Source organism: Aeromonas sp. R5-4, from assembly GCF_040908215.1.
Taxonomy (GTDB): domain Bacteria; phylum Pseudomonadota; class Gammaproteobacteria; order Enterobacterales; family Aeromonadaceae; genus Aeromonas; species Aeromonas veronii.
Window position 1 is genome coordinate 1 of record NZ_JBFODG010000020.1, and the last position, 25,779, is coordinate 25,779.

Annotated in this window: 22 protein-coding genes, 1 tRNA gene and 1 pseudogene; 11 read left to right on the forward strand and 13 right to left on the reverse strand. The window is 59.2% G+C overall.

The window, feature by feature from the left end:
* Positions 1 to 426: IS3 family transposase (locus tag AB5Y83_RS09415; protein ID WP_368175067.1), on the forward strand; the 426-nt coding region annotated here is incomplete at its 5' end.
* Between the two features lie 122 nt (positions 427 to 548).
* On the opposite strand, the pseudogene AB5Y83_RS09420 reads toward AB5Y83_RS09415, so the two are convergent.
* From AB5Y83_RS09420 to fadR, 4 genes and pseudogenes are all read right to left on the reverse strand, one after another.
* Positions 549 to 839 (reverse strand): annotated as a pseudogene (locus AB5Y83_RS09420) (AEC family transporter); the annotation flags it as partial.
* A gap of 12 nt (positions 840 to 851) precedes the next feature.
* Positions 852 to 1,409, reverse strand: coding sequence for a YaeQ family protein (locus tag AB5Y83_RS09425; RefSeq protein WP_139401999.1), 558 nt, complete (start codon positions 1,407 to 1,409; stop codon positions 852 to 854).
* A gap of 188 nt (positions 1,410 to 1,597) precedes the next feature.
* Positions 1,598 to 1,738, reverse strand: a complete 141-nt coding sequence (locus AB5Y83_RS09430; RefSeq protein WP_005345965.1) for a TIGR02808 family protein — start codon at positions 1,736 to 1,738, stop codon at positions 1,598 to 1,600.
* Positions 1,739 to 2,003: 265 nt separating this feature from the next.
* Positions 2,004 to 2,717 (reverse strand): fatty acid metabolism transcriptional regulator FadR, encoded by a 714-nt coding sequence (gene fadR / locus AB5Y83_RS09435; RefSeq protein ID WP_026034983.1) that lies wholly within the window; start codon positions 2,715 to 2,717, stop codon positions 2,004 to 2,006.
* 333 nt (positions 2,718 to 3,050) lie between these two features.
* Between fadR and nhaB the strand changes: the two genes are divergently transcribed.
* Complete coding sequence (gene nhaB / locus AB5Y83_RS09440) at positions 3,051 to 4,631, forward strand: Na(+)/H(+) antiporter NhaB (RefSeq protein WP_120414355.1); 1,581 nt, start codon at positions 3,051 to 3,053, stop codon at positions 4,629 to 4,631.
* Between the two features lie 98 nt (positions 4,632 to 4,729).
* Entirely contained in the window at positions 4,730 to 5,251 is a 522-nt protein-coding gene (gene dsbB / locus AB5Y83_RS09445; RefSeq protein ID WP_120414356.1) for a disulfide bond formation protein DsbB, read from the forward strand.
* A 92-nt stretch (positions 5,252 to 5,343) separates the two neighbouring features.
* Here the strand turns inward: dsbB and AB5Y83_RS09450 are convergent, their stop codons facing one another.
* The 3 genes from AB5Y83_RS09450 to uvrB form a co-directional block, all read right to left on the reverse strand.
* On the reverse strand, positions 5,344 to 5,991 hold the full coding sequence (locus AB5Y83_RS09450; protein WP_021231351.1) for a DedA family protein: 648 nt from the start codon (positions 5,989 to 5,991) through the stop codon (positions 5,344 to 5,346).
* Positions 5,992 to 6,170: 179 nt separating this feature from the next.
* A complete protein-coding gene (locus tag AB5Y83_RS09455) occupies positions 6,171 to 6,428 on the reverse strand; it encodes a YkvA family protein (RefSeq protein ID WP_005360976.1) in 258 nt (85 codons plus the stop codon).
* Positions 6,425 to 8,437, reverse strand: coding sequence for an excinuclease ABC subunit UvrB (gene uvrB, locus AB5Y83_RS09460; protein WP_368175068.1), 2,013 nt, complete (start codon positions 8,435 to 8,437; stop codon positions 6,425 to 6,427). Before uvrB ends, AB5Y83_RS09455 begins: the two co-directional genes overlap by 4 nt.
* A gap of 133 nt (positions 8,438 to 8,570) precedes the next feature.
* On the opposite strand from uvrB, the gene AB5Y83_RS09465 reads away from it, so the two are divergent.
* A tRNA-Asn gene (locus tag AB5Y83_RS09465) sits at positions 8,571 to 8,646 on the forward strand.
* Positions 8,647 to 9,117: 471 nt separating this feature from the next.
* Here AB5Y83_RS09465 and AB5Y83_RS09470 read toward each other — a convergent pair.
* Positions 9,118 to 9,282 carry a hypothetical protein gene (locus AB5Y83_RS09470; protein ID WP_155728475.1) on the reverse strand — a complete coding sequence of 55 codons (165 nt, stop codon included), beginning with the start codon at positions 9,280 to 9,282 and terminating at the stop codon, positions 9,118 to 9,120.
* Between the two features lie 137 nt (positions 9,283 to 9,419).
* Here AB5Y83_RS09470 and AB5Y83_RS09475 point away from each other — a divergent pair, with 137 nt between their 5' ends.
* A complete protein-coding gene (locus tag AB5Y83_RS09475) occupies positions 9,420 to 11,105 on the forward strand; it encodes an aspartate:alanine antiporter (RefSeq protein WP_236322259.1) in 1,686 nt (561 codons plus the stop codon).
* 271 nt (positions 11,106 to 11,376) lie between these two features.
* Here the strand turns inward: AB5Y83_RS09475 and fabB are convergent, their stop codons facing one another.
* Entirely contained in the window at positions 11,377 to 12,588 is a 1,212-nt protein-coding gene (gene fabB / locus AB5Y83_RS09480; RefSeq protein WP_005336905.1) for a beta-ketoacyl-ACP synthase I, read from the reverse strand.
* A gap of 90 nt (positions 12,589 to 12,678) precedes the next feature.
* Here fabB and mnmC point away from each other — a divergent pair, with 90 nt between their 5' ends.
* Positions 12,679 to 14,697 (forward strand): bifunctional tRNA (5-methylaminomethyl-2-thiouridine)(34)-methyltransferase MnmD/FAD-dependent 5-carboxymethylaminomethyl-2-thiouridine(34) oxidoreductase MnmC, encoded by a 2,019-nt coding sequence (mnmC, locus tag AB5Y83_RS09485; protein WP_368175069.1) that lies wholly within the window; start codon positions 12,679 to 12,681, stop codon positions 14,695 to 14,697.
* Between the two features lie 95 nt (positions 14,698 to 14,792).
* Here the strand turns inward: mnmC and AB5Y83_RS09490 are convergent, their stop codons facing one another.
* Together AB5Y83_RS09490 and AB5Y83_RS09495 are read right to left on the reverse strand one after the other, a co-directional pair.
* Positions 14,793 to 15,389 (reverse strand): DUF922 domain-containing protein, encoded by a 597-nt coding sequence (locus AB5Y83_RS09490; protein ID WP_219296634.1) that lies wholly within the window; start codon positions 15,387 to 15,389, stop codon positions 14,793 to 14,795.
* A gap of 183 nt (positions 15,390 to 15,572) precedes the next feature.
* Positions 15,573 to 16,037 (reverse strand): hypothetical protein, encoded by a 465-nt coding sequence (locus AB5Y83_RS09495; RefSeq protein WP_368175070.1) that lies wholly within the window; start codon positions 16,035 to 16,037, stop codon positions 15,573 to 15,575.
* A 195-nt stretch (positions 16,038 to 16,232) separates the two neighbouring features.
* Here AB5Y83_RS09495 and dcuC point away from each other — a divergent pair, with 195 nt between their 5' ends.
* The 5 genes from dcuC (at position 16,233) to AB5Y83_RS09520 (ending at position 22,694) form a co-directional block, all read left to right on the forward strand.
* Complete coding sequence (gene dcuC, locus AB5Y83_RS09500; protein ID WP_005336914.1) at positions 16,233 to 17,585, forward strand: anaerobic C4-dicarboxylate transporter DcuC; 1,353 nt, start codon at positions 16,233 to 16,235, stop codon at positions 17,583 to 17,585.
* A gap of 91 nt (positions 17,586 to 17,676) precedes the next feature.
* A complete protein-coding gene (locus AB5Y83_RS09505) occupies positions 17,677 to 19,323 on the forward strand; it encodes a bifunctional UDP-sugar hydrolase/5'-nucleotidase (protein WP_368175071.1) in 1,647 nt (548 codons plus the stop codon).
* Between the two features lie 189 nt (positions 19,324 to 19,512).
* The gene (locus tag AB5Y83_RS09510; protein ID WP_368175072.1) at positions 19,513 to 21,156 is read left to right on the forward strand and encodes a hypothetical protein; all 1,644 of its coding nucleotides are present in this window, start codon (positions 19,513 to 19,515) and stop codon (positions 21,154 to 21,156) included.
* Between the two features lie 144 nt (positions 21,157 to 21,300).
* Positions 21,301 to 21,804 (forward strand): M48 family metallopeptidase, encoded by a 504-nt coding sequence (locus tag AB5Y83_RS09515; protein WP_005333421.1) that lies wholly within the window; start codon positions 21,301 to 21,303, stop codon positions 21,802 to 21,804.
* Between the two features lie 26 nt (positions 21,805 to 21,830).
* On the forward strand, positions 21,831 to 22,694 hold the full coding sequence (locus AB5Y83_RS09520; RefSeq protein ID WP_368175073.1) for a DUF2927 domain-containing protein: 864 nt from the start codon (positions 21,831 to 21,833) through the stop codon (positions 22,692 to 22,694).
* 176 nt (positions 22,695 to 22,870) lie between these two features.
* Here AB5Y83_RS09520 and AB5Y83_RS09525 read toward each other — a convergent pair whose 3' ends face one another.
* On the reverse strand, positions 22,871 to 23,122 hold the full coding sequence (locus tag AB5Y83_RS09525; protein ID WP_005333426.1) for a DinI family protein: 252 nt from the start codon (positions 23,120 to 23,122) through the stop codon (positions 22,871 to 22,873).
* A gap of 74 nt (positions 23,123 to 23,196) precedes the next feature.
* A complete protein-coding gene (locus AB5Y83_RS09530; protein ID WP_368175074.1) occupies positions 23,197 to 25,623 on the reverse strand; it encodes a DNA polymerase II in 2,427 nt (808 codons plus the stop codon).
* Positions 25,624 to 25,779 lie beyond the last annotated feature (156 nt).

Genomic DNA, 25,779 nt, shown 5'->3' on the forward strand with positions numbered 1-25,779 from the left:
GACCTGCACACCCGGCGGGTCGTGGGCTGGGCGATGTCTGATAAACCTGATGCAGAATTGGCAATCAAAGCACTGGAGATGGCCTATCAGCAGCGGGGTTGCCCATCCGGTGCGCTATTTCACTCCGACCAGGGCAGCCAATATGGCAGTCGGGCATTTCGGCAACGACTGTGGCGTTATCGCATAACCCAGAGCATGAGTCGGCGTGGCAACTGCTGGGATAACGCCCCGATGGAACGGTTGTTCAGAAGCCTGAAGTCAGAGTGGCTCCCGGCTATGGGATACATGAGCTTGCGAGAGGCAAAACGAGATATCAGTTATTACCTGATGAATTACTACAACTGGCGGCGTCCACATCACCACAATGACGGGATACCGCCAGCAAAAGCCGAGGTTTGGCCTAACCAAGTGTCCGGATTTAGTTGACCACTACAAACGGCTTGGTTTAACCGTATCACGCTACAAGCCCCACCATTCCTGAGTTTGTCCCGCCATCTCCCACTTGTTTTCACCAGCTCCCGGTTTTTCATTCTTAGTGGTAGGTTACACATGGCGGGCAAGATCAGGGCAGCCCGCTCAATCCCTTTGAGTTTGAGCAGCGCGAGCAGCAGGCCGGGTAACAGAATAACCAGCGCCCCCGCCGCAATCAGCGGCATATGCTCCGCCAGTGCCAGCGGATACTTGACCAGCGCGGAGAAGACCAGCGCCGGGGTAAACAGCTCGATATTGGCTCGATTGACGTAACCGAGCGCAGCCCCCGGTCGCAATCGCCCGTAGAGGGCGCCGAGCCCGACCACACCGAACACCGGAATGACGATATTGAGCAGGGCGCTGAACATGGGCGGCATCCGTTACAGTTTGCAGGCCGGCTTGCCCATCAGCACCACCGGATCCAGCGTCACTTCCAGTGCGCCGTTACTGACCCAGAGCTGACCATCGGAGATAGTGCAGGTGAGCTGCATGGTGCGCTCGACCATGGCGGTGAGCGGCAGAGTCTGGCTGTCGGAGAGTTCGATGATGCTGAGGTTGTCATGCTGGCTCAGCTTGCCCTGGTTCTGCTTCCACCAGACGGCTGTACCACGACCACCGTAGAGATAGAGCACCACCTGACGGGCGCGGTTGCAGGCTTTTTTGAGCCGTTTTTCATCGGGTTGGCCCAGCTCGATCCAGAGCTCTATTTCGTCCGAGTAGTTCTTGCACCAGAGCTCGGGTTCATCATCGGCGCTCAATCCCTTGGTGAATTCCAGTCGCTCGGCAGCGTGCCAGGCAAAGGCCGCCAGCCGGATCATCATCCGCTCATCGGTTTCGGAGGGGTGGCGCGCCAGCGTGAGGGAGAAGTCCTGATACAGATTGCGATCCATATCAGACAAACTGATCTGGGCCTTGAATACGGTTGCCTTGAGAGCCATAGAAAACCTTGAACACCTGATAAGAGAAGGGTGAGTGGGAAATACGGGCGCCAGTGTAATCAAAATCGGCGGCAGGTTCGACCATCCTGGCCAAAGATTTCCCCTTCCCTGCCGGGATAAGTGCTTTAAAAGACACAAAAAACAAATGCCAGTCCGAAGACTGGCATTTGGCGGCATGGAGAAGCGACTCACTTCTCGGCGGACTGTACCCCGAACGCGTTCAGCAGCATGCAACAGGTCACTGCCACCGCCACGAATCCGCTCAGAAAGATAAAGGGCATGGCCCCGTATCCCAGTACTGTCCAGATGGTGTGTTCAAGAAGACTCATTGTTGTGTCCTTCATCCGGTGAAAGGTGTGTTCCTTCTGGCGGATATTGGCTCCGCTCTTGATGCCTCCATTTGACCTCAATCAGCGGTTGGGTCCTATGCCACCAAAGTGATAAATGCAGGGTTCATTTGCGCTGGATCAAGCTTATTGGCCAAATATCCATGCAGTTCAAGCAATTACCATCACCAATCTAGGATAGACACAAACACGGCAGAATAAAAAAACGCGCCGGATGGCGCGTTTCTTGGACAGCACAGGCAAGGGATCAGTTGTCGCACAGATCGCTTGGCATGTCCTGACGCAGGCGTGTCCACAGCTTGCCGGACTCGATACCGTACTGACGCACCGTCATGAACACGGCTTCGTGGTTCTTGGTCTCGGCCAGATTGAGCAGGGTCTTGTAGTAGGCATCTGCGGTCTCGCGAGCCTGCTTGTCGGAGAAGTAGTAGCTGCCGACCCGGCTGTACAACCCTTTGAAACCGTTCAGGATCAGGGCGTAGATCGGATTGCCGGAAGCAAACGCCAGCTGGTGGTGCAGGCGATAATCGAACTCGGCATAAGCCTGTGCGTTGTTCTCGACCCCATCTGCGCCACGCAGGATCTCGGCGGCCTGTTCCGGATTGTGACGGATCGCCCCGCGGATAAAGATGGTGCAGATGTGGGTACGGGCGGAGAGCAGCTGAGCTATCAGATCAGGTACCTTGTCCTGATCCAGACGAGCCAACGTCTCCAGAATATTGAGGCCGGAGGTTTCCCAGAAATTGTTCACCTTGGTCGGCTTGCCATGCTGTATGGTCAACCAGCCATCACGGGCCAGTCGCTGCAGCACTTCCCGCAAGGTCGTCCGCGTCACCCCGATCAACTCGGATAATTCACGCTCGGCGGGCAGAATAGATCCGGGAGGAAAGCGATTGTTCCAGATGGACTCGATGATGTATTCCTCGGCAAACCCAGCTGGGCTCTGCGCTTTTATAACCATGAATTGACTCTGTTGTAATGCGTAAAAAGGCTGACGAATGATATCAAAGCGATGATGGCTGGCAAGCATAAGGTCAGTCCTCTGCTCACATATGGCAAATATAGTGTTGGGAATATGTATCTAATCGCCGCAGGGGAGCCAGCCAACCCCGACAAGGTGGTTATAAAACAGACAGATGGGCAGAGATCCATCGGCTATCATTTATAATCGTCACGCTTTTTGATTAAAATCACGAGGAATCAGACAGATAAAGGCCAACATCCGGAGGCACAGGTCGAATCATCCTTGACTGCATAGAAGCAGATCCTAACAACAAAGTTGAGACCCATTATCATGCCAATAAGCCTAGGGCAGGCATTCGCCAAGAACTTCTTGGGCAATGCACCACAGTGGTATAAAAGCGCCATCTTGCTATTTCTGGTGATCAATCCGATTGCCTTCCACCTTGATCCTTTCATTGCGGGCTGGTTACTGGTCGTTGAGTTTATCTTCACCCTGGCCATGGCCCTCAAATGCTACCCCCTGCAACCAGGTGGTCTGCTCGCGATCGAAGCCGTGTTGATCGGCATGACCTCCGCCGATCAGGTCAAACACGAGCTGGTCGCCAATATCGAAGTGCTGTTGTTGCTGGTGTTCATGGTGGCAGGCATCTATTTCATGAAGCAGCTGCTGCTCTATGTCTTCACCAAGCTGCTGATCGGCGTACGCTCCAAGATCCTGCTCTCCCTCTCCTTCTGTCTGGTCTCCGCCTTCCTGTCAGCTTTTCTCGATGCCCTGACCGTGATTGCCGTGGTGATCAGCGTCGCCACCGGTTTCTATGCCATCTATCACAAGGTCTCGTCCGGCAAGGAGTTTGGTCACAGCCATGACCATACCGATGATAAGGAAGTCGCCGAGCTCAATCGCCAGGATCTCGACGATTTTCGCGCCTTCCTGCGCAGCCTGATGATGCATGCCGCCATCGGTACCGCGCTGGGTGGTGTCTGCACCCTGGTGGGCGAGCCGCAAAACCTCATCATCGGCGAGCAAGCCAGCTGGAACTTCGCCGAATTTGCCATTCGCATGTCACCCGTCACCGTCCCCGTCTTTATCTGCGGTCTGCTGACCTGCGTGCTGGTAGAGCAGTTCCGCTGGTTTGGCTATGGTGCACGCCTGCCGGACACGGTGCGTGCCATCATGGAGGAGTACAATCGCTACGAAGAGGCAAAACGCAGCCCGCAAGACAAGGCCAAGCTGATCGTTCAGGCGTTGATTGCGGTCTGGCTGATTGTCGGCCTGGCCATGCACCTGGCAGCCGTTGGCCTGATTGGCCTCTCGGTTATCGTGCTGGCCACCTCCCTGACCGGGATCACCGAGGAGCACTCGCTGGGTAAAGCCTTCCAGGAGGCACTCCCCTTCACCGCCCTGCTGGCGGTCTTCTTCAGCGTGGTCGCCGTCATCATCGATCAGCAGCTGTTCAAGCCGGTGATCCAGCTGGTACTGGCAGCCAAACCGGAGAACCAGCTGGCCCTCTTCTATTTGGCCAACGGGGTGCTCTCCATGGTCAGTGACAACGTCTTTGTCGGCACTGTCTACATCAATGAGGTGAAGACGGCCATGCTCAATGGTGCCATCGACCGCGCCCAGTTCGATCTGCTGGCGGTAGCCATCAACACAGGTACCAACCTGCCGTCGGTCGCCACCCCCAATGGTCAGGCCGCCTTCCTGTTTATGCTCACTTCTGCATTGGCGCCGCTGCTGCGTCTCTCCTATGGCCGCATGGTCTGGATGGCGCTGCCCTACACATTGGTGCTGGGGCTGATCGGCTTTTTCTCTGTCGAATTGCTGCTTGGCCCTGCCACCGAGTGGTTCTATCAGCACGGATGGCTGGTGATGGAGAGTACGCTGCCAGCGGTACAGCCAGCGCTGCATTAATCCATTGATATGGTTTCCGAGGGCCCTTTCAGGGCCCTTTTCTTTTCTGCCCCGCTCTGCTCTAATTCAGCCACTGTTTTTTCTGAGAGATCAATTAGATGATCGAGTTTCTCCGCCATATCGCCGCCCATCGGCTGGCCTGGGGCTTGTTGGCAGCATCAGCCCTGTTCCTCGAGTTGTGCGCCCTCTTCTTCCAGCATGTGCTGGGCCTCTCCCCGTGCGTGATGTGTGTTTACGAACGGTTGGCGACCCTGGGTGTGCTGGCCGCTGGTCTACTCGGCATGGTGGCGCCGGATAAGTGGTATGTTCGCTGGAGTGCCATGTTGCTGTGGGGCTACAGTGCCTTCCGCGGCTTCCAGCTGGCCCTCAAGCATGTGGACTATCAGGTCAACCCCTCCCCGTTCAACGTCTGCAGCCCGTTTGCCGACTTCCCGAGCTGGGCTCCGCTCGATCAGTGGCTTCCCTGGCTATTTATGCCGGAAGGGGATTGTGCCCAGATCACCTGGCAGTTCTTCGGTTACTCCATGCCCCAGTGGCTGGTTGTCATCTTCGCCGCTTACCTGTTGGTCTTCACCGTGGTGGCCATCGGCAATCTGGTGAAAGGACGCTGCTGCAACTGAGTGTCATGCCCACGTGGAGATAACCACGTGGAGATAAAAAGGGGGAGCCATAATGGCTCCCCCTTTCTCGTTCTGGTTGACCCTATTTCTGGTTACGCCCTGGCAGTACCCATCTTGGCCTTGACCGCGCCAATTACCATGGGCAACAGGGAGATACCAATGATGCCGAAGATCAGCAGGGTAAAGTTGTGACGCACCACCGGCAGATTGCCAAAGAAGTGACCGGCATAAACGAAGGAGAGTACCCACAGCAGGCCGCCAACCAGGTTGAACGCCAGGAAGCGCGGATAGGTCATGGCCCCCATCCCTGCCACGAACGGCGCAAAGGTACGCACGATGGGCAGGAAGCGGGTGATGATGATGGTCTTGCCGCCATGCTTGGCATAGAAGGCGTGGGTCTTCTCCAGATAATCCCGGCGGAAGATTTTGGAGTCAGGGTTACAGAACAGCTGCTCGCCGAAGAAGTGACCAATGGTGTAGTTGACCACGTTGCCCAGCACGGCAGCTATGATCAGCACGACCGCCAGGGTATGGACGTCCAGCACGCTGCCCACGGTAAGCGCACCGGCGGCAAACAGCAGGGAGTCACCCGGCAGGAACGGCGTCACTACCAACCCGGTTTCACAGAAGATGATGAGAAACAGGATGGCGTAAACCCAAACGCCATAGTTCTCGAACAGCTCTTTCAAATGCACGTCAACGTGCAGGATAAAGTCGATTGCAAAGAGGATCAGATCCATTTTTTCCATACCCATAAAGTGAACGGCGTGGAGTCTACGCCAATGCCATCCGGGCGACAATCACCGGGGCAGCCTCTTTTTTGTCCCGCAGTGCCCACCTTCAAATGAAACCGTTTTTCCGCTTCCTTCGAGGGTGGGAGCACAAAGAGAGAAGCCGAGTATGTTGTTGAAAAGGTGAACTAGGAGGCCTGTTCCAGATCGCTGCGCACTGCGGGGGGCAAACAACGCTCCCAGCCCCATAGCAACACCAGCAGCAGGGTCACATCATCGAACCAGCCCAGCAAGGGCACCACGTCAGGGATAAGATCCACCGGACTGATGCCATAGAGCAGGATAAGGATCACCAGCCCCCTCGCCCACCAGGGGGTACCGGGATGGCGAAAGCCCTGATAGAGACGACGAAGTCGTTGCCAAATCAGCCAGCGTTTGCGGCTCATGATTCGATCAACTCGCTGCGCAGCCGCTGGATCTGATCCCGCAGTGCCGCCGCCTGTTCGAACTCCAGATCCCGGGCATGTTGGAACATCTGCTCCTCCATCCGCTTGATCTCTTTGGCAATCTCGCTGGCAGAGCGGACATGGTATTCCCCTTGCGGCTCGGCCGCCTTGCGCATTCCCTTGCCTGGTTTGCCTGCAGTGCGGCTGCCGCCCATGTCCATCACATCGCCAATGGATTTGTTGAGCCCTTTGGGGGTGATGCCATGCTTGAGGTTATGGGCATGCTGCAAGGCGCGGCGCCGCTCGGTCTCCTCAATGGCTACCTTCATCGAGTTGGTGATGGTATCGCCGTAGAGAATGACCTTGCCGTTGAGGTTACGCGCCGCCCGGCCGATGGTCTGGATCAGCGAGCGGGTCGAGCGCAGGAAGCCCTCTTTATCCGCATCCAGAATCGCCACCAGCGACACCTCCGGCATGTCGAGACCTTCCCGCAGCAGGTTGATGCCCACCAGCACATCGAACTTGCCAAGGCGCAGATCGCGGATGATCTCCACCCGTTCGACCGTATCGATATCGGAGTGGAGGTAGCGCACCTTGACGTCATGCTCCGCCAAATACTCGGTCAAGTCTTCCGCCATCCGCTTGGTCAGGGTAGTAACCAGCACCCGCTCCTCGACGGCGACCCGCTTGCGGATCTCGGAGAGGAGATCGTCCACCTGAGTGGTCACCGGACGCACCTCGATCTCCGGATCTAGCAGGCCGGTTGGGCGCACCACCTGCTGCACCACATCGCCGCCGGACTTCTCCTGCTCGTAGGGGCCCGGAGTCGCCGAGACAAACACCGTCTGCGGCATCAGCGCTTCAAATTCGTCGAACTTGAGTGGCCGGTTGTCCAGCGCCGAGGGGAGCCGGAAGCCGTACTCCACCAGGGTCTCCTTGCGGGAGCGGTCCCCTTTGAACATGGCGCCGATCTGCGGCACCGTAACGTGGGACTCATCGATGATGAGCAGGCCATCCCCCGGCAGGTAGTCAAACAGGGTGGGCGGCGGCTCCCCCGGCGCACGGCCGGAGAGGTAGCGGCTGTAGTTCTCGATGCCGGAGCAGTAACCCAGCTCCTGCATCATCTCCATGTCGAACTGGGTGCGCTGGCTGATGCGCTGCTCTTCAACCAGCTTGTTGAGGGACAACAGCTGCTCGCGGCGGCTGCGCAGCTCCTCCTTGATATGCTCGATAGCCCCCAGAATGGTCTCACGCGGGGTGGCGTAGTGGGTCTTGGGGTAGATGGTGTAGCGCACTACCGTCTGCTCGATGGCGCCGGTCAGAGGATCGAACTGGGAGAGGCGCTCCACCTCCTCATCAAACAGCTCTACCCGCAGGGCCAGCTTGTCCGATTCGGCAGGGTAGATGTCGATGACTTCACCGCGCACCCGGAAAGTACCGCGCTGGAACGCCATGTCGTTGCGGGTGTACTGCAGCTCGGCGAGGCGACGCAGGATATCCCGCTGGTTGATCACATCCCCCACTTTGAGATGCAGCATCATGCTCAGATAAGCTTGGGGATCCCCCAAACCATAGATGGCTGACACCGAAGCAACGATCACCACGTCGCGCCGCTCCAGCAGCGCCTTGGTGGCCGACAATCGCATCTGCTCAATGTGATCGTTGATCGAGGCATCCTTCTCTATAAAGGTGTCGGTGGTCGGCACATAGGCTTCGGGCTGGTAGTAGTCGTAGTAGGAGACGAAATACTCCACCGCGTTGTCGGGGAAGAACTCCTTCATCTCGCCATAGAGCTGGGCGGCCAGGGTCTTGTTGGGAGCCAGGATCATGGTCGGGCGGTTCAGGGTGGCGATAACGTTGGCCATGGTGAAGGTCTTGCCCGAACCGGTCACCCCGAGCAGGGTCTGATGGGCCAGCCCTGACTCGATGCCATCCAGCAGTTGGGCAATCGCCGTGGGCTGATCCCCGGCGGGTTGAAACTGGCTGGCTAACTTGAACAATTTGCTCATGAACACTCCCGACACAAAACAGCAGAGGAGCAGTGTAACCGAGGGTTTGGCAGCGGTACACCCGTGCCATCATACCGCGAATGGCTTGACCACCCAGGACACCTTCTGTATGATGCTCCTCCTTGCCTGATGTTCCCCCGTAGTTCAGTCGGTAGAACGGCGGACTGTTAATCCGTATGTCACTGGTTCAAGTCCAGTCGGGGGAGCCAATTCCTCACCATCTCGGTGCAAGTTATCCACTTTAGTGCCCTCTCCTGCCAATTTTAATGCACAAGATCCTTCTTGCTGCTGACGCTCCCTTTTGTTACCCGTTCCGGCTCGACAGAGTTTTCTCCTGTTGCACCTAACTATTTGATTTTTATACAAACATTTTTCTTCCGGTATTTTTTGAACAGCCCTTGCATCCCAGTACTGGCGCGGCTTTCAGGGCGATGAACAAGTTTCATAAACAGGGTTATCCACAGATTCTGTGGGTAAGTGCAGCAAGCCCTGTCAGGACGCGGGATTGCCCTTGATGGCCCCCGGCGAAGAGTCATTTTGCTGGCCAACCTGATTTTATGCTGTTTTTTTGCCCCCTCAGGAACAGCGGGGTGACAGGCTCTATTGGCACTTTTCAGAGGTATCTTTTTGCCAACCCTTTCCCTGTGGGCGAACGGGCAAATATCAAGCTGATTTGACCCTCAGCCAACCATGGCGGCCATCGGTTGAATCTGCTGAAACTGATCCCCGCCAAGCGGCCGGACAGCAGAATCTAAAATATCGGCCTGCGCCAGAGCACTTCGGTCGCGGGCAGCAGATTTCACTAATTGACAACGACGGTTACAGCAAAAATTGCCAGATTTCATCCGCTTGTCTCCCTATCACGCCGCCGGTTCCACAAATAGCGTCCGATAACGTCCGATTAATCGCTCCCTCGCGCTTCTTTATTGGGGATAGATCCGGCACAATATCGACCCCACTTTTTTCCTCGGTTTTTCCGGGCATGACCATAGATTTCGTGACACTGCTACATCAAAGCGACTCCCTGCTGCTGTTCGTGGTATTGGCCTTCGGCCTGCTGCTGGGCAAGGTGCGAATTGGCAACTTTCAGATTGGCAACACCATAGGTGTGCTGTTTACCGCCCTGCTGTTCGGCCAGATGGGCTTCGAATTTGCAGCCACCACTGAAAACGTAGGCTTTATGCTGTTCATCTTCTGTGTGGGGATCGAGGCGGGCCCTCACTTCTTCAGCGTCTTCCTGCGCGACGGCATCCACTACATCACCCTGACCCTGGTGATCTTGCTGACCGCCCTGCTGCTGACGGTGGGGCTGGCCAAGTTCTTCAATCTGGGGCCGGGCATGGCGGCGGGGATCCTGGCGGGTTCCCTCACCTCGACCCCGGCGCTGGTGGGTGCCCAGGATGCCTTGCGCAGCGGTCTGCTCAACCTGCCCCATCAGACCGATATGCAGGCGGTGCTAGACAACATGGGCATCGGCTATGCCCTGACCTATCTGGTGGGTCTGGTGGGTCTGATGCTGGTGGTGCGCTACCTCCCCTCGCTGGCAGGCCTCGACCTCAATACCGAGGCGCAAAAAATCGCCCGTGAGCGGGGTCTCTCCGATAGCGATAGTCGCAAGACCTATCTGCCCATCATCCGCGCCTATCGGGTGGGCCCTGAGCTGGCGGCATGGATAGGTGGTCGTACCCTGCGAGAGACCGGCATCTATCCCCATACCGGTTGCTATGTAGAGCGGATCCGCCGCAACGGCATTCTGGCCAGTCCCGATGGTGATGCCGTTATTCAGGAAGGGGACGAGATCGCCCTGGTGGGCTATCCCGAGAGCCACGAGAAGCTGGACGTCAACTATCGCAACGGTAAAGAGGTGTTTGACCGCAACCTGCTCGACCTGCAGATCGTCACCGAAGAGATAGTGGTAAAGAATGACTCCGTGGTAGGCCGCCATCTGGTGGAGCTCAACCTCACCGAGAAAGGGTGCTTCCTCAACCGGGTAGTGCGCTCCCAGATCGAGATGCCGTTCGATCGCAACATCATGCTGCAAAAAGGCGACGTGCTGCAGATCAGCGGCGAGAAGCAGCGGGTCAAACTGCTGGCCAACAAGATCGGCTTTATCAGCATTCACAGTCAGACCACGGATCTGGTGGCCTTCACCACCTTCTTTGTGTTGGGACTGCTGATCGGCTCCGTTTCGCTGGTGTTCGGTCAGATCGAATTCGGTCTCGGCAACGCCGTCGGCCTACTGCTGGCGGGTATTCTGATGGGTTACCTGCGGGCCAACCACCCGACGGTCGGCTATGTGCCGCCCGGTGCGCTCAGATTGGCCAAGGATCTCGGTCTGGCGGTCTTTATGGTGAGCACGGGCCTGAAAGCCGGTGGCGGCATCCTCGACCACCTCAGCGAGGTGGGTACGGTAGTGCTCTTCTCCGGCATGCTGGTGACCACCTTGCCGGTGCTGGTTGGCTATCTGTTCGGGGTCTGGGTGCTCAAGATGAACCCGGCGCTGCTGCTCGGTGCCATCACAGGTGCCCGTACTTGTGCCCCGGCGATGGATGTGGTCAACGAGGCAGCCAACAGCTCCATTCCGGCGCTCGGTTATGCCGGTACCTATGCGGTGGCCAACGTGATGCTGACCCTGGCGGGCTCCTTTATAATCGGCTTCTGGTTCTAGCCAACAGCCATCACATTACCGCTAACAAAGAAGGGAGCCTCAGGCTCCCTTCTTGCTATCTGCCCCGCTAGAGAGATGTAGATCAGGTTCATTGGTGTGGCGTCACCTCCCCCCACCATCTGCGCTGAAATCTGCCACTAACCCACTCTTCCTATTCCACAATGGCCGATGCTCTGCTCTGCTCTGCTCTGCTCTGCTCTGCAATGAGTGATGGCAGATCCCGAAGACAAAAAAAGCGCCCTGAGGCGCTTTTTTCATATCAACCGGATGATCAAGCTTTGAACTTGCTGAACACCAGAGAAGCGTTGGTACCGCCAAAGCCGAAGCTGTTGGACATGACGGTGTTGAGTTCGGCCGCTTCGTACTCACGCACGATGGGCAGACCTTCAGCCTTCTCGTCCAGGGTCTCGATGTTGATGCTGGGGGCGATAAAGCCGTGTTCCATCATCAGCAGGGAGTAGACAGCCTCATGCACGCCCGCAGCGCCCAGCGCATGGCCGGTCATCGCCTTGGTGGCAGAGATCTTGGGACCGTTGGCGCCAAACAGCGTCTGGATAGCTTCCAGCTCTTTGGTATCACCGACCGGAGTGGAGGTGCCGTGGGTGTTGATGTAGTCAACCTTGCCCACCCCCTGCATCGCCATCTTCATGCAACGCACCGCGCCTTCACCGCTCGGCGCGACCATGTCATAGCCATCGGAGGTAGCACCGTAGCCAGTCAGCTCAGCATAGATGTGAGCACCACGCGCCAGCGCATGTTCCAGCTCTTCGATCACCAGAATGCCGCCGCCACCGGAGATAACGAAACCGTCGCGGTTCGCATCATAGGTACGGGAGGCTTTTTCCGGCGTGTCGTTGTACTTGGTGGAGAGCGCGCCCATGGCGTCAAACTGGATGGTAGAGGACCAGTCCAGCTCTTCACCACCGCCGGCGAAGACCACATCCTGTTTGCCAAGCTGGATCAGCTCAAGCGCGTGACCGATGCAGTGCGCAGAGGTAGCGCAAGCTGAGCTGATGGAGTAGTTGACCCCCTTGATCTGGAACGGGGTCGCGAGGCAAGCAGAGGTGGTGGAAGACATAGTGCGCGGCACCATGTAAGGGCCCACACGCTTGACCCCTTTCTCGCGGGCGATGTCCACAGATTCCGAGGTGTTCTTGCCGGAGGCACCACCTGAACCGACCACCAGGCCGGTACGCTCGTTGGAGACCTGATCTTCCGCCAGACCGGCATCTTCAATGGCCTGCTGCATGGAGAGGTAGGCGTAGGCCGCAGCGTCGCCCATGAAACGCATGACTTTACGGTCGATCAGTTCAGACGGATCGAGTTTGATGTTACCCCAGACACGGCTGCGCAGGTTGTGCTGCTCGAACTGCTCGGAATAGGTGATGCCGGATTTACCTGCTTTCAGGGAGGCCAGCACTTCTTCCTTGTTGTTGCCGATACTGGAGATGACGCCGATACCGGTGATCACTGCTCTTCTCATTAATTCATCTCGTCTGGAAAAACTGGCGCCAAGTCTACCCGCTTTCGGCTGCCAAACTGGTCTGCTTTCACGTAGAATGCCCGCGATTTTGTGACGCGAGCCGAGGAAAACGTGAGTCAAACATCCTTACATCATGCCCGATTGGACTGGAATGAAGCGGGAACTCCTGTCTCCAGTGACTTCGGGGATGTGTACTTTTCCAATGATAACGGTCTAAGTGAAACCCGCTACGTCTTTTTGCAGCAAAACCGGCTACCTGCGCGATTTTCGCACCACGATAGTGACAGTTTCGTGATAGGTGAAACAGGTTTCGGCACAGGTCTTAACTTTCTGGCGACAATGCAAGCCTTCCTGGAACAGGCGCCCCAATCCGGCAACGGCTCCCGTCTGCACTTCATCAGTTTCGAGAAATACCCCCTGACCCGAGACGATCTGCGCAAAGCGCTGGCCGCCTGGCCTGAACTTGGCCACTTGAGTCAGGATCTTGTCGCCCAGTGGCCGCTGCCGGTCTCCGGCTGCCACCGTCTGCATTTTGCGGGTGGCCGCATTCGCCTCGATCTCTGGTTTGGCGACATCAAGGATATGCTGCCGCAGGTGCCTCACCGGGCAGAAGGTCTGGTGGATGCCTGGTATCTAGATGGTTTCTCCCCGGCCAAGAACCCGGAGATGTGGACACAGGATCTGTTTGATGGTCTCGCTCGCCTCGCCCGTCCCGATTGCTCCATCGCCACCTTTACCTGTGCCGGTTTTGTCCGTCGCGGCCTGATTGCCGCCGGTTTTGCCATGAAGAAGGTGAAGGGCCACGGTAGCAAGCGGGAGATGCTGGTGGGGGATCGCACCGACAAGCAGCCGCAGCAGACCATCGCCCCCTGGTATGCCCGTCCTGCCGGACGCGCTGGCGAGGTGGTGATCATCGGCGGCGGCATCGCCTCGGCCATGACGGCGCTCTCTCTGGTGGAGCGGGGTCGCAAGGTGACGTTGCTGTGCGCAGATGGCGAACCGGCTACCGGCGCCTCAGGCAATCGCCAGGGGGCGCTTTATCCGCTGCTTAACGGCGAGCACGATGCACTGTCACGCTTCTATTCGCTCGCTTTTGGCTATGCCCACCAACGGCTGCTGGCGTTGGCCGAGCGTCATCCCATCGCTTTTGCACTGTGCGGGGTAACCCAGCTCGGTTATGACGACAAATCGGCAGCCAAGCTGGCCAAGATGAGTCAGGGCCCCTTCCCGTCCGAACTGATGCATCCCCTCTCTACAGCAGAGGTAGAGCAGGTGGTTGGCCTGCCCTGCGGCCACAGCGGCGTCAGCTATCCGCTGGGAGGCTGGCTCTGTCCGGCCGATCTCACCCGAGCCGCCCTGAAAGAGGCGCAAGCCAGCGGCCTGCTTGAGGTGGTGTTCAACACCGAGGTGGTTGCCATTGCCGAGCAGACAGATGCTTGGCACATAGAGAGCCAGGATGGCCGCCACTGGCAGGCCCCCAATCTGGTGGTCGCCGCCGGACACAAGCTGCCATCACAGCTCCCCTTTGCCGAGCTGCCGCTCTATCCGGTGCGCGGTCAGGTGAGCCATGTGCCGACCACGGCCAGCTTGCGTCAGCTCAAGACCGTGCTCTGCTACGATGGCTACCTCACGCCAATGCACAACGATCAACACTGCATCGGCGCCAGTTATGGCCGCAACCAGAGCAGCCTTGAGTTTCGTGCCGAGGAGCAAATCCAGAATCAGGTGCGGTTGCAAGCCTGCCTGCCAGAGCAAACCTGGCCCGCCGAGGTGGATGTGAGTGGCAACAAGGCGCGCGTAGGGGTGCGTTGCGCCAGTCGGGATCACCTGCCGGTGGTGGGGCCAGTGGCCAGATTGCAAGGTCTGGCGGATCACTATGCGCAGCTGCAGCATGATCAGCACAACGCCCAGCCGCTCCCCCTTCACCCCGGCCTCTATGTGCTGGGGGCGCTCGGTTCGCGGGGCCTCTGCTCGGCGCCGCTCTGTGGTGAGCTGCTCGCCAGCGAGATCTGCGGCGATCCCCTGCCGCTGGCCGCCGATCTGCTGGAAGCGCTCCACCCTGCCCGTTACTGGGTACGCAAGCTGCTCAAAGGCAAAGCGCTGGTCTGAACCGGACTCTGCAAGCAAATAGAATGGCCGCCCATCAGGCGGCCATTCTATTTATCAAATCGTGCGATGCTGGACATTGCGTCTTGAGATAGCGCTTACTTGGGCCAGTGCACCCCGAGCTGTTCGCCGTAACCTGTCTGACGCTGGAATCCATCGAGCCGTCCCTTGACCTTGCTCAGCTCGCCACTACCTGCAGCCCACGCGGCATAGCGCAGCACCTGACAATCTGCATGACCGGGTAATCCCGCAATCGCGCCACCCACCTGATTGGCCCCTTGCAGCACCATCTCCTTGAAGCGGGATTCGTAGTCAAACATGCTGGAGAGCAGCCGCCCCCAGCGCTGGCGGGCAGGATCGTTACTGTTCGCGCTCTGACGCCAGCGGGGCAGCAACACAGTGGCGTTGGTGGTCACCGTCACCCGGTTGAGCTGGCAGCGCCCCGGCAACTGCTCGGTATCCAGCTGCCAGTCCACCTGATAACTCGCCTTGCCGAGTACGGGCTTGCCATTCACCTTGGGAGCACTCTGGGCAATCGCCCGGGCAAGCTGCTCCGGACTGGTTGCATTGACCTCATAAAAACGGACATTGATGCGGGACTCTGGCACCACTTGTGGCCGGCTCAGCTGAGCCTGACTCATCAGGGGCAACAGCAACAACCCGACCCCCACTACTCCATAAACCTTGCTGACCATGCCAGACTACCTTCCTTGATTGCACGGGCGGAGTACCAACCTTGGTTAACCCCACCGCCACACAGATGACGGGTATAGCCTATGTGTGACGACGAGGCGGCGCAATACAATGATGCGCCCAGAAATCAGAGCACGCTCACAGGTTGCGTGAGCAGAGTATGGCACAAGGCCAAAACTGTATTTTTATTGAGCATGACGGCTGATGCGCTGCCAGTCGAGGTGATAGTTTTTCACATTGATGTCATGACCATCTATCTGAATAAAATGATCATTTTTAAGACGGTTGGCAAAAAAGTCCTGATCTGCCCCCTCATTGAGCCACAGCTCGCAAAGTCCCCGTTTTCCCTCTTTGGCATAGAATCTCGGGGTGACCAGCAGCGCAACCCCATCTACCCGGATGGCATGACGGGCCAGGCAGTTTGCTTCCGTGGTTTTGGATGCCAGCGCGGCAAAACGGGGTTTGTTCCCCTCGGCAACCACCAGTACGCCGTAAGAGTGAGGAGCCATGAGACGCCGCATAGCGACCGCCTGATGAGGACCTGTTTGATGAAAACCGTCATTGGTTACTGCAAACACGCAAGTAGGTGAAAATAGCATCGCAAGCAGGAAAATAGAGCGTTTAATGCCTGAAAAATCACCAGCCACCATATAAAAGCCTCAAAAGACAACCAAGGCTGGCAAGGGTAGGTAGCCAAACCCGCTGGGTAAAGTACCTTTACCTTTCTTTAATTCTGTTCATGGGGTTAAACGTTGATTTAGCTCACACAACATCCTGTTTCCAGTCGCCACTCTACCCCTATCGGAATAGACTCCCTCCACTCTCATCCAATCAGAAGGCAACATATGCTGGAACTCATCGTTGGCACCCTGGTCACCCTGGTGGTGGGCCGTGCCATTTTCAAAGGATACTCCGCGACCGGGGTGCTGCTGAGCGGCGGCTTGCTGCTGCTGGTCATCACCGCCATGATGGGCAAGCCGGTACTGCCGAGCAAGGTGGTCAGCACCGGTTATATCGCAACCGATATCTTCGAATACGTCCGCTTCCTGCTCAATGACCGTGGCGGTGGACTGGGGATGCTGATCATGGTGCTGTGCGGCTTCGCCGGCTACATGAGCCATATCGGCGCCAACACCATTCTGGTCAAGCTGGCCAGCAAACCGCTCGGCATCATCAAGTCCCCCTATATCCTGCTGGTGGCTGCCTATCTGGTGGCCTGCGCCATGTCGCTGGCGGTGAGCTCCGCCACCGGCCTCGGCGTGCTGTTGATGGCAACCCTGTTCCCGCTAATGGTCAACATGGGGATCTCCCGTGGCGCGGCGGCGGCCGTGTGCGCCTCGCCAGCCGCCATCATTCTGGCACCGACCTCAGGGGACGTGGTGATGGCCGCTCAGGCCGCCAACATGCCGCTGCTGGATTTTGCCTTCAAGCTGACCCTGCCCATCTCGCTGGTGGCGATCGCCTGCATGGCGGTGACCCATTTCTTCTGGCAGCGTTATCTTGACCAGAAATCCGGTGAGCACAACGAACCGGTCGCCCCGGGTGACCTGGTGACGACTGCCCCCGCTTTCTACGCCATCCTCCCCTTTACCCCCATCATCGGGGTGCTGGTGTTTGACGGCAAATGGGGTCCTCAGCTGGATATCGTCACCATCATCGTCATGTGCATGGTGCTGGCCAGCCTGCTGGAGCTGGTGCGGATCCGCAATGGCAAGGAGCTGCTGGACGGTCTGCAGGTCTGCTGGCGCAACATGGCTGACGCCTTTGCCGGTGTGGTCATGCTGCTGGTCGGTGCCGGTGTCTTCGCCCAGGGTCTGATGACCATCGGCTTTATCGACACCCTGCTGGCTCACGCGCAGGATCTCGGCTCCGGCGGCCTGATCATGATGCTGTCACTGGTGGTGATAACCACCCTGGCCGCCTTCACCACCGGCTCGGGCAATGCCCCCTTCTACGCCTTCGTGGAGCTGATCCCCAACCTGGCCAGCAGCCTTGGCATCAACCCGGCCTATCTGGTGATTCCCATGCTGCAAGCCTCCAACCTGGGTCGCACCATTTCTCCGGTCTCCGGGGTGGTGGTCGCCTGTGCCGGGATGGGCAAGCTCTCGCCGTTCGAGGTGGTCAAGCGCACCAGTATGCCGGTCGCCGTCGGCCTGCTGGTGGTGATCGTCGCCACCCAGATCATGGTACCCGCCTGATCGCTGACCAGCCCGGCACCCTGCCGGGCTGGTATCCTCCCCCCCCTTTGCAGTAGACTCGGTGCTCATTTTCCCCCTAAGGAGGACCGAGATGAGTATTACGGTTCAACTTGCCCATTTCAGTGATTGCCACTCCCACTTCGATGGCGCGCCCATGAGCTTCTCCCCTGTCGGTGAAGGCCAGTGGCGCACCCAGTGCGGCGGTTATGCCCGGATCCTGACCCGACTGACCCAACTGCGTGCCCAAGCCGCAGCAGCTGGCCAGCGTTTTCTGTTTCTGCACGGTGGCGACTCCTTTCAGGGCTCTCTCTATTTCAACCGCTTCAAAGGGCGCGCCAACGCCGACCTGCTCGCCATGCTCGCCCCCGATGCCATGGTGCTCGGCAACCACGAGTTCGATCTGGGCAACGGCCCGCTGGTGGAGTTCTTGCGCCAGCTCGATTTTCCGGTGCTGGCCGCCAATCTGGACAACAGTCAGGAGCCAGCTGACACGCCGCTTGGGTTGTGGGATATTCCCCACCTCTACGACGCCCATCAGCCCTGGCATCGTCGGGTGATCGACGGGGTTCCCTTTGCGCTGCTCGGCATCACCCTCGCCCAGATGGCTGCCATCGCCAACCCGGATCCCCACACCCGTTTCCACGCGGTCGCCGAGACCCTCACCCGGGTGCTGCGGGAGATCAAGCGCGAAGGGATCCACCATATTGTGCTGCTGAGCCACCTCGGGCTGGATCAGGACAAGCTGCTGGCCGAGCGCTTCCCCGAGCTCAGCCTCATCATTGGCGGCCACACCCACAGCCTGCTAGGCGATCTCGCGCCGCTGGGTCTGCCAAGCGAAGGCAGTTATCCGCTGATGAACAACGGGGTGGCTATTTTGCATGCTGGCCACAGCGCCCTCTGCCTCGGTGTCTGCGAGCTCACCTTCGATGAGGCGGGCCGCGTCGTGCAGAGTCAGGGGCAGCTGGAGTGGCTCCCCTGGCAGCCCTGGCCGTACGCCTCCACGCCACCTGCCGGGCTCACCTTCTGCGAGCCGGATCCACAACTGGAACTACATCTGGCCAAACGCTATCGGCCTGAGATAGAAACCATGAGCCAGCGCATCGTCACCCGACTGGCGGCGCCGTTGCCCCATCAGCGGCTGCCGGATGCCACCCTGCCCCACGGCAGCCAGCTCGCCCCGCTGGTGGCCCGCGCCATGCTGACCGCCGCCCGTGAACAGGTAGGCGAGGTGGACTTTGCCCTGCACAATGCTGGCGGCGTGCGCTGCTCGCTGGAGCCGGGCCCCCTGAGCGAAGCGGATATCGCCGGTCGCCTGCTGCCGTTTGCCATTCCCCTCACCCTCTATCGGGTGCACGGTCACGAGTTGGCGGAGGCGCTGGAGAATGCCATCGACAACGCCACCAACAACGGCGTGGTCGGCAATGGCAATGGCAGCTTCCCCTACACCGCGGGGGTGCGATTCACCTATCAGGCCGATCGGCCCAAGGGCCAGCGCATCACCCGACTGGAGTGGGAAGCCGCCCCCGGCCAGTGGCAAGCGGTCAATGCCGAACAGGTCTATCGCGGAGTGTCGAGCGCCTATACCGCCTCCGGCAAGGAGGGCTACACCGCACTGGCGCGGACCCTGACCCAGCACAATCAGGAGCTCGGCATCACCCTGGCCGACGCCTTTATCCGCTGGGCCCGTCACCTGCCGACACTGGAAGCGCAGCCGCCCCTGCTTGAGTACATCCATTGATGCAGAGGGGGAATGGCTTTGCCACATCCCCCTGACGGCCAATATTGCCGCAGCCAGCGCCCGGTTCCCTGCAAGAACCGGGCTTTTTCGAGAATATTTGCCCCACACGGGCCTGCCCCATTGCATCGCACTCACTAGCTCGGCAAGATAGGCCCGCTTTCAAGACCAGCTGCAGGAACAGGCGACTTCATGAATCACTCCATCCGTTTCACTCCCCCTCGCGTCAACCCGGGTATCAAGCCAGCCATCGTGCTGCTGACCGCCCTGCTGGCGCTGCTCTTCTGTCTGCGCAATCCGCTCTTCCACGCCATGGCGCCGGGCTTTGATGCCTCTCTGTTCGCGGTGATGGGCAAGATGTGGAGCGAAGGGGGCGTACTCTATCGCGACATGATCGACATCAAGGGGCCGATGATCTTCGCCCTCGACGCGCTGGGCTATGGAATGGGGGGTTTTGTCGGGGTCTGGGCGCTGGAGTGGGTGCTCTGCTGGCTCGGACTGCTGGCCAGCTGGCAGGCCTTTGCCCAACTGGGACTCTCGTTCAAGGCACGCCTCGGCGCCATGCTGGCGGTGCTGGCTCTCTACGGCACCCGTTACTACTACGGCAACATGACCGAGGACTGGACCTTCCACCTCGCCCTCATCGCCCAGTGGGCCTTCATTACCCTGCTGCTGGACAAGGGATTTCGCTGGTGGCCGGCGCTGGTGGCGGCCCTCACCTTCGCCATCGTCGCCTGGATGCGCACCAACAACGGCGCCTTCTGGGGGGCCTGGTATCTGGTGCTGTTCTGCCACTGGTGTCTGCATGAGAAGTGGCGTGACGCCATCTTGCTGCTCATCTCCAGCCTGCTGGGACTGGCGCTGATTGGCGGCCCGCTTTACGCCTACTTCCAGCAGCATGATCTGCTGGCAGCCTTCAAATACTACGCCTTCGACATCTTCTTCGAAGGGAGCTACGGCAACGGCTTCTCTCCCATGGTGGGCGCCGTCGGCCTGCTGCGCACCGGCCTTGTGATGCTGCTGCCCGCCTTCATCATTCTGATGCTGAGCCGCCGTCAGGAGTGGTATCTGCCCGCCCTGCTGGCGACCCTGTTTGGGGTGCTGTTTACCCTGATCGCCAACTCGGTCTCCGGCCATGTGTTCGATCACTACGACGTGCTCTATCTGCAACTGGCGGTGCTGCCGCTGGCGGTATTGCTGGATCGCAGCGAACAGCAGGCTGATGCCATCGGCCTGCTCTGCATCTCGCTGGTGGTACTCACCGCCAGCTGGCTGCTGGCCCAGCAGCTCGCCTTTGGCTGGAGCACCAAGGAGTGGTCCCTCGAGCGGGTCAACGAGGTGCTCGGCACCAGCCTGCTGTGGGCGCTGCCGGTGCTGATCCTCATCCCCCTCTGGCGCGCCTGGGATGTGCGCAGTGCCACCCCCTGGCTGGCGACACTGGCCATGCTGCTGCTGATGATCAACAACGCCTGGGAGGGGACCCTCAAGGGTCGCCCCTTCAATCCGGCGGCGCAGGTACGGGTCGAGCGCATCAAGGCCGAGACAGTCCCGAGCGACAAGATCTGGGTCGATGGCATCCAGCCGCAATATTATCTCTGGACCGATCGCCAGCCAGCGTCCGCCTACCTCTTCTTTGCCAACGTCAATCCGCCCTATGACGTGCGCGAGCGGGTGCTGGCCGATATCCAGCGCCAGAATCCGAAGTTCGTCATCGCCAAGCCGGATCGGGTGAGCGAAGAGCTTAAAAAACCCAGCTCCCCTTCCCATCTTGCCTTCTATCAATACCTGACCAGCCACTACGAAGAGGTGGATCCGGGTCTCTATCGCCGACGCTGATCGTCAATACGCCCCGCAGGGCGGCCATTGTTGCAATGGCCGCCCTTTTTCTTGCGCCAAAGCCCCTTGCAGCAGCGGCCCGCAGTAGGCAAGCCCGCCCGAGATAACTACAATGACGCTCTTTTTGATGTAACGAGTGACACCATGGCGGAACTGACTTATCTGGGCGGCTATCCAGACCCCCTCAAGGCACAGGTACAGCAGCTGATTGCGGCGGGCAAGCTGGGGGAGATGCTGGCCAAACGCTATCCGGAGAGCCACCAGATCCAGAGCGACAAGGCGTTGCTCGCCTACACCATGGAGCTGAAGAACCGCTACCTCAAGAGCTCGGCGCCCCTGTCAAAGGTGGTGTTCGATGGCAAGATCAACGTGATCAAGGATGCCCTCGGTCTGCACACCTACGTCAGCCGGGTGCAGGGCAGCAAGCTCAAGGCCAAGAACGAGATCCGCATCGCCGCCCTGTTCAAGGAGGCGCCCCCCCCGTTTCTGAAAATGATCGTGGTGCACGAGCTGGCCCATATCAAAGAGAAGGATCACAACAAGAGCTTCTACCAGCTCTGCCAGCATATGGAGCCGGACTATCATCAACTGGAGTTTGATCTCAGGCTCTGGCTCACCTGGCGTGATATCGACAAGGCCAACCGCTAGGTAGACAACCGTTTCAGGGAGGAAACATGTCATTTGCCGCAACCCCCTTTGGTGCCACGCGCTTTATTGCCACTTTGGTAATGGCCAGCTTGGGCCGCGCTGCCCATCCCCGCCGCGCGTCACGTGGGCTGCTGGCGCTGCTGCTTCTGCTCGCGGGCCACAGCGCCCGTGCCGATGAGCGCTGGCAGAGCGACAGCTATCTGGTCGAGAGCTTTATGGCCATCGCCATGGAGCGGGAGTATGGCCAAGCCAGGCAGACCCGTTTTGCCCGCTGGCAGCAGCCGATCCGGCTGCAACTTATCAACGAATCGGGTGACAAGCCGCTGCAGGCCGACGTGGTGAAGGTACAGGCAGCCCATCTGGCCCGCATCACCGGCCACTCCATCAGCATGGTGGCCGCAAAGCCCAACCTCACCCTGATCATGACCGACTACAGCAAGATGAAGAGCTGGGCCAACCGCACCATGGGGGGGGATCCATCAGTCAAGATGGCGCTCAAGGAGGGGCTCTGCCTTGCCAACTTCGCAACCAATGCAAAACACGAGATCAGCCGTGCCACCATCATCATTCCGGTAGACTACAGCCGGGCCAAGGGACGCTTTCTCGACTGCGTGGTGGAGGAGTTCACCCAGGTGATGGGGCTGCCCAACGACTCGGACAAGGTGTTTCCCTCCATCTTCAATGACAACAGCATCGACAGCTTTTTGACTGGCCTCGACTATGTGCTGCTCAAGATGGCCTATCACCCGGCCCTCAAAGCCGGAATGAGCAGTGACGAGATCCGCACCGCACTGCCCATTGCGCTGGCCGACCTGCGCGCCAAAGGGGAGATCCGCGAAGCCAACCGCCGGGTGCAGCAGCAGAGCCTGAAAAGCTGGGCGGGGTTGTAACGGGCATGGCTCAACCCAGAGCCAGACAAGCCACCGCGAACCTCTCACCACCAACAAAAAACGCAGCCACCTGGCTGCGTTTTTGTTGTCCGAGGATCGGCGGATCATTCGCGGGCATGCCCGTTTATCAGCGACCCATTTATCCAACGCCCGAGTTATCCACTGACAGTGCGGGATCAAGAGGCGACATTCTCTTCCGGCATCCAGCTCTCGGCGTTCTCCCACACCTCCTGCACCATGGCTTCGGCCAGCTCTTTATCTTCCTTGCTGGCACGGCTGACGGTCAGGGCCATGGCACTGCCCGGCGCGACCCGCACATGGATGTCGGGGAATTTTTCGCCAAGCTGCTTGAGCAGCTCCTGACGCAGCGCCTCCATGGTCGAGGTCGGGATCTGATGTTTTCTGTCGATGATGATTTCAAGACGCATAGGAAACTTCTCCATGATTTATAACTGTATTTTTATCCAGTGTTCATGGGAAGTAAAGTGCCAACTTGCACCAATCAGAAAAGATCCAGCTGCTGACCGCAGATCCGGTCGAACGACTCGCCGATAAAGGGGAGGATGGCGTCGGCAATGGGTCGCAACTGCTTGTCGATATAGTGTTCGTAATCGATGGCGCTGCGCCGGTACTCCAGCGGTTCTGGGCCATTGAGGGTCATCAGATAGGCGATGGAGCCCCGATGCTGATAGCGCTGGGGCAGACCGCGGCGCAGGTTCTCCTCATCGGCCAGCCGCGCCGCCCGCACATGGGGCGGTACATTCTTCTGATACTCCTCGAGCTTCTGGCGCAGCCGTTTGCGGTAGATAAGCAGATCGTCGTGACGACCGGCGCGGGTCTCGTCCACCATGGTGCGCACATAGCCGCTGGGATCTTCATCGTGAAACACCAGTTCATAGAGGCGGGTCTGAAACTGCTTGGCCAGCATGGTCCAGTCGGTGCGCACCGATTCGAGCCCCTTGAATACCAGCTGTTCACTCCCCTCACTGGCCTTGCCAACCAGCCCCGCATAGCGCTTCTTGCTGCCCTTCTCCAGCCCGCGAATGGTGGGCATCAGAAAGCGGCGGTAGTGGGTCTCGTACTGGATCTCGAGATAACTCGGCAGGTCGAATTCGCGCCTGATCAGTGCAACCCAGTTATCGTTGATCATTTGAGCCAGTCGCTGGCCAATCTCGTCCGCCTCATCGGGGCTGGTCTCGCGCCCCAGATGAACAAAGGTGGAGTCGGTGTCGCCATAGATCACCTCGAACCCCTTCTCTTCAATCCACTCGCGGGTCTGCTGCATGATGCTGTGACCACGCAGGGTGATGGAGGAGGCTAGGCGCGGATCATAGAAACGGCAGCCCCCCGAACCCAGCACGCCGTAGAAAGAGTTCATGATGATCTTGATGGCCTGGGAGAGCGCCTTGTTGCTGGCGGCCTTGGCCCGATCCCGCGCCGCCCACAAGGTAGCGATGAGACCCGGCAAGAAGTGCCGCTCGCGGGAGAACATGGCGCCGCGAAAGCCCGGAATGGCGTGCTCGGGATGCTGCAGCCCTTCGATAAGTCCCATGGGGTCGATGCAGAAGGTGCGGATGATGCTGGGATAGAGACTCTTGAAATCGAGCACCAGCACATGGCGATAGAGGCCGGGTTTGGAGTCCATCACATAGCCGCCGGGGCTCGCCAGCCCACCGTCGGCTGGCAAATTGGGGGCCACGTAGCCGCCACGATGCAGCCGCGGCAGATAGAGGTTGGTAAAGGCCGCCACCGAGCCCCCTACCCTGTCCAGTTCAAGGCCGGTGAGGGAGGCGCGCTCGATGGCAAAAGGGATGAGGTGGCAGTAGTCGAAGATCTCCCACACCAGCTTGCAATCTTCCAAGTTGTAGCGAGCGAGCGCCTCCTTGTCGGAGTGGAACAGCTCGGTGATCTTCTCCCCCCGATTGGCCACGTCCTCGATATCCTTGCCACGGCCAAGCAGTTCGCTCGCCACCGCATCCAGGCTGTAGCTGGCAAACTGCCAGGTAGCGCTTTTCAGGGTATCGATACCATCGAGCACCATGCGCCCGGGGATAATAACGTTGCCGGTCTGGGGATCGCCCCGTGACGAGCGCCAGAAGCAGAGCTCGCGCCCCCGCCCGAGCCGCAGCCGCCGCTTGTTAAGCTCGGCGCGGCGCAGCAGCAGGCGAAAGTCAAAATTGACCACGTTCCAGCCAATCACCAGATCGGGGTCATGCTGGCTGAACCAGCTCTCCAGCGCACTCAGCAGGGCGCTCTCGTCCTCTACCCACTGGACCTGGGTGCCCCAGCTCTCAGTATCCGCCTCCGGGGTGCCGATCATGATGACCCGCGCATCCTGCTCGCTGTAAAGACCGACCGAGAACAGCGCCCCGTCCATGGCGCACTCCACGTCGAGCGACACCCAGGAGAGGGTTGGCGTCACCGCCTGCGGCGCGCAGCGCGCCTCGTTCACCTCCCAGTAGCCCTGTTTGCCCCCCTTTTTTACCGCTCGGCCATCGAAGCGCACACCAGCGGTGATGAAGCGCTCCATCAGGAAGCGCTCCGGCAACCGGATATCCGCCTCGAAGTGCTCCAGCCCGCGAATAAGCAGCAGCTCGATGGCGCGGTGAAAGGCGCTCAGGGTAGCGAAATAGCAGCCCACCACAGGGCGACCGTCGAAGGTGTGCATCGGCAGGCGGCGAAACCGCCCGCTCACCCCGGCCCCTTTAAACAGCTCGGCGGCTTCTGCCATATGGCTCTGCGGCAGGAAGAACACCGGCTCCTGCCCCGGCACCACCACCCGTACCGGCCCCTGCGCGCTCCAGAGCCACATCACGATTTCGGTGGTTGCAGGCAGCCCGTTACGACCGCGCACGTCCCGACCGTGGCGGGTCAGGATAAAACCGTCGAGGGGCGGAGTGGCGGGTACGGTGGGCTGGGTTGCAGTCATGAAGCGTAAAAGGGCTGTTCGAGAATGGGACTATTGTACGTTCATACAGTGCCTGCTCGCAATCGTCACGCGGGCTGCGAGGCGGGAGTCAAACTGGTAAGCTCGATCCGGCCGTTATTCCCGCCCATCCCGTTCTGACCACTCTTCACCGACGAA

Bases quoted from the DNA above. Each gene is read 5' to 3' on its own strand.
- AB5Y83_RS09425 (WP_139401999.1), bottom strand. From the start codon at position 1,409: ATGGCTCTCAAGGCAACCGTATTCAAGGCCCAGATCAGTTTGTCTGAT.
- AB5Y83_RS09430 (WP_005345965.1), bottom strand. From the start codon at position 1,738: ATGAGTCTTCTTGAACACACCATCTGGACAGTACTGGGATACGGGGCC.
- fadR (WP_026034983.1), bottom strand. From the start codon at position 2,717: ATGGTTATAAAAGCGCAGAGCCCAGCTGGGTTTGCCGAGGAATACATC.
- nhaB (WP_120414355.1), top strand. From the start codon at position 3,051: ATGCCAATAAGCCTAGGGCAGGCATTCGCCAAGAACTTCTTGGGCAAT.
- dsbB (WP_120414356.1), top strand. From the start codon at position 4,730: ATGATCGAGTTTCTCCGCCATATCGCCGCCCATCGGCTGGCCTGGGGC.
- AB5Y83_RS09450 (WP_021231351.1), bottom strand. From the start codon at position 5,991: ATGGATCTGATCCTCTTTGCAATCGACTTTATCCTGCACGTTGACGTG.
- AB5Y83_RS09455 (WP_005360976.1), bottom strand. From the start codon at position 6,428: ATGAGCCGCAAACGCTGGCTGATTTGGCAACGACTTCGTCGTCTCTAT.
- uvrB (WP_368175068.1), bottom strand. From the start codon at position 8,437: ATGAGCAAATTGTTCAAGTTAGCCAGCCAGTTTCAACCCGCCGGGGAT.
- AB5Y83_RS09470 (WP_155728475.1), bottom strand. From the start codon at position 9,282: ATGAAATCTGGCAATTTTTGCTGTAACCGTCGTTGTCAATTAGTGAAA.
- AB5Y83_RS09475 (WP_236322259.1), top strand. From the start codon at position 9,420: ATGACCATAGATTTCGTGACACTGCTACATCAAAGCGACTCCCTGCTG.
- fabB (WP_005336905.1), bottom strand. From the start codon at position 12,588: ATGAGAAGAGCAGTGATCACCGGTATCGGCGTCATCTCCAGTATCGGC.
- AB5Y83_RS09490 (WP_219296634.1), bottom strand. From the start codon at position 15,389: ATGGTCAGCAAGGTTTATGGAGTAGTGGGGGTCGGGTTGTTGCTGTTG.
- AB5Y83_RS09495 (WP_368175070.1), bottom strand. From the start codon at position 16,037: ATGGTGGCTGGTGATTTTTCAGGCATTAAACGCTCTATTTTCCTGCTT.
- dcuC (WP_005336914.1), top strand. From the start codon at position 16,233: ATGCTGGAACTCATCGTTGGCACCCTGGTCACCCTGGTGGTGGGCCGT.
- AB5Y83_RS09505 (WP_368175071.1), top strand. From the start codon at position 17,677: ATGAGTATTACGGTTCAACTTGCCCATTTCAGTGATTGCCACTCCCAC.
- AB5Y83_RS09510 (WP_368175072.1), top strand. From the start codon at position 19,513: ATGAATCACTCCATCCGTTTCACTCCCCCTCGCGTCAACCCGGGTATC.
- AB5Y83_RS09515 (WP_005333421.1), top strand. From the start codon at position 21,301: ATGGCGGAACTGACTTATCTGGGCGGCTATCCAGACCCCCTCAAGGCA.
- AB5Y83_RS09520 (WP_368175073.1), top strand. From the start codon at position 21,831: ATGTCATTTGCCGCAACCCCCTTTGGTGCCACGCGCTTTATTGCCACT.
- AB5Y83_RS09525 (WP_005333426.1), bottom strand. From the start codon at position 23,122: ATGCGTCTTGAAATCATCATCGACAGAAAACATCAGATCCCGACCTCG.
- AB5Y83_RS09530 (WP_368175074.1), bottom strand. From the start codon at position 25,623: ATGACTGCAACCCAGCCCACCGTACCCGCCACTCCGCCCCTCGACGGT.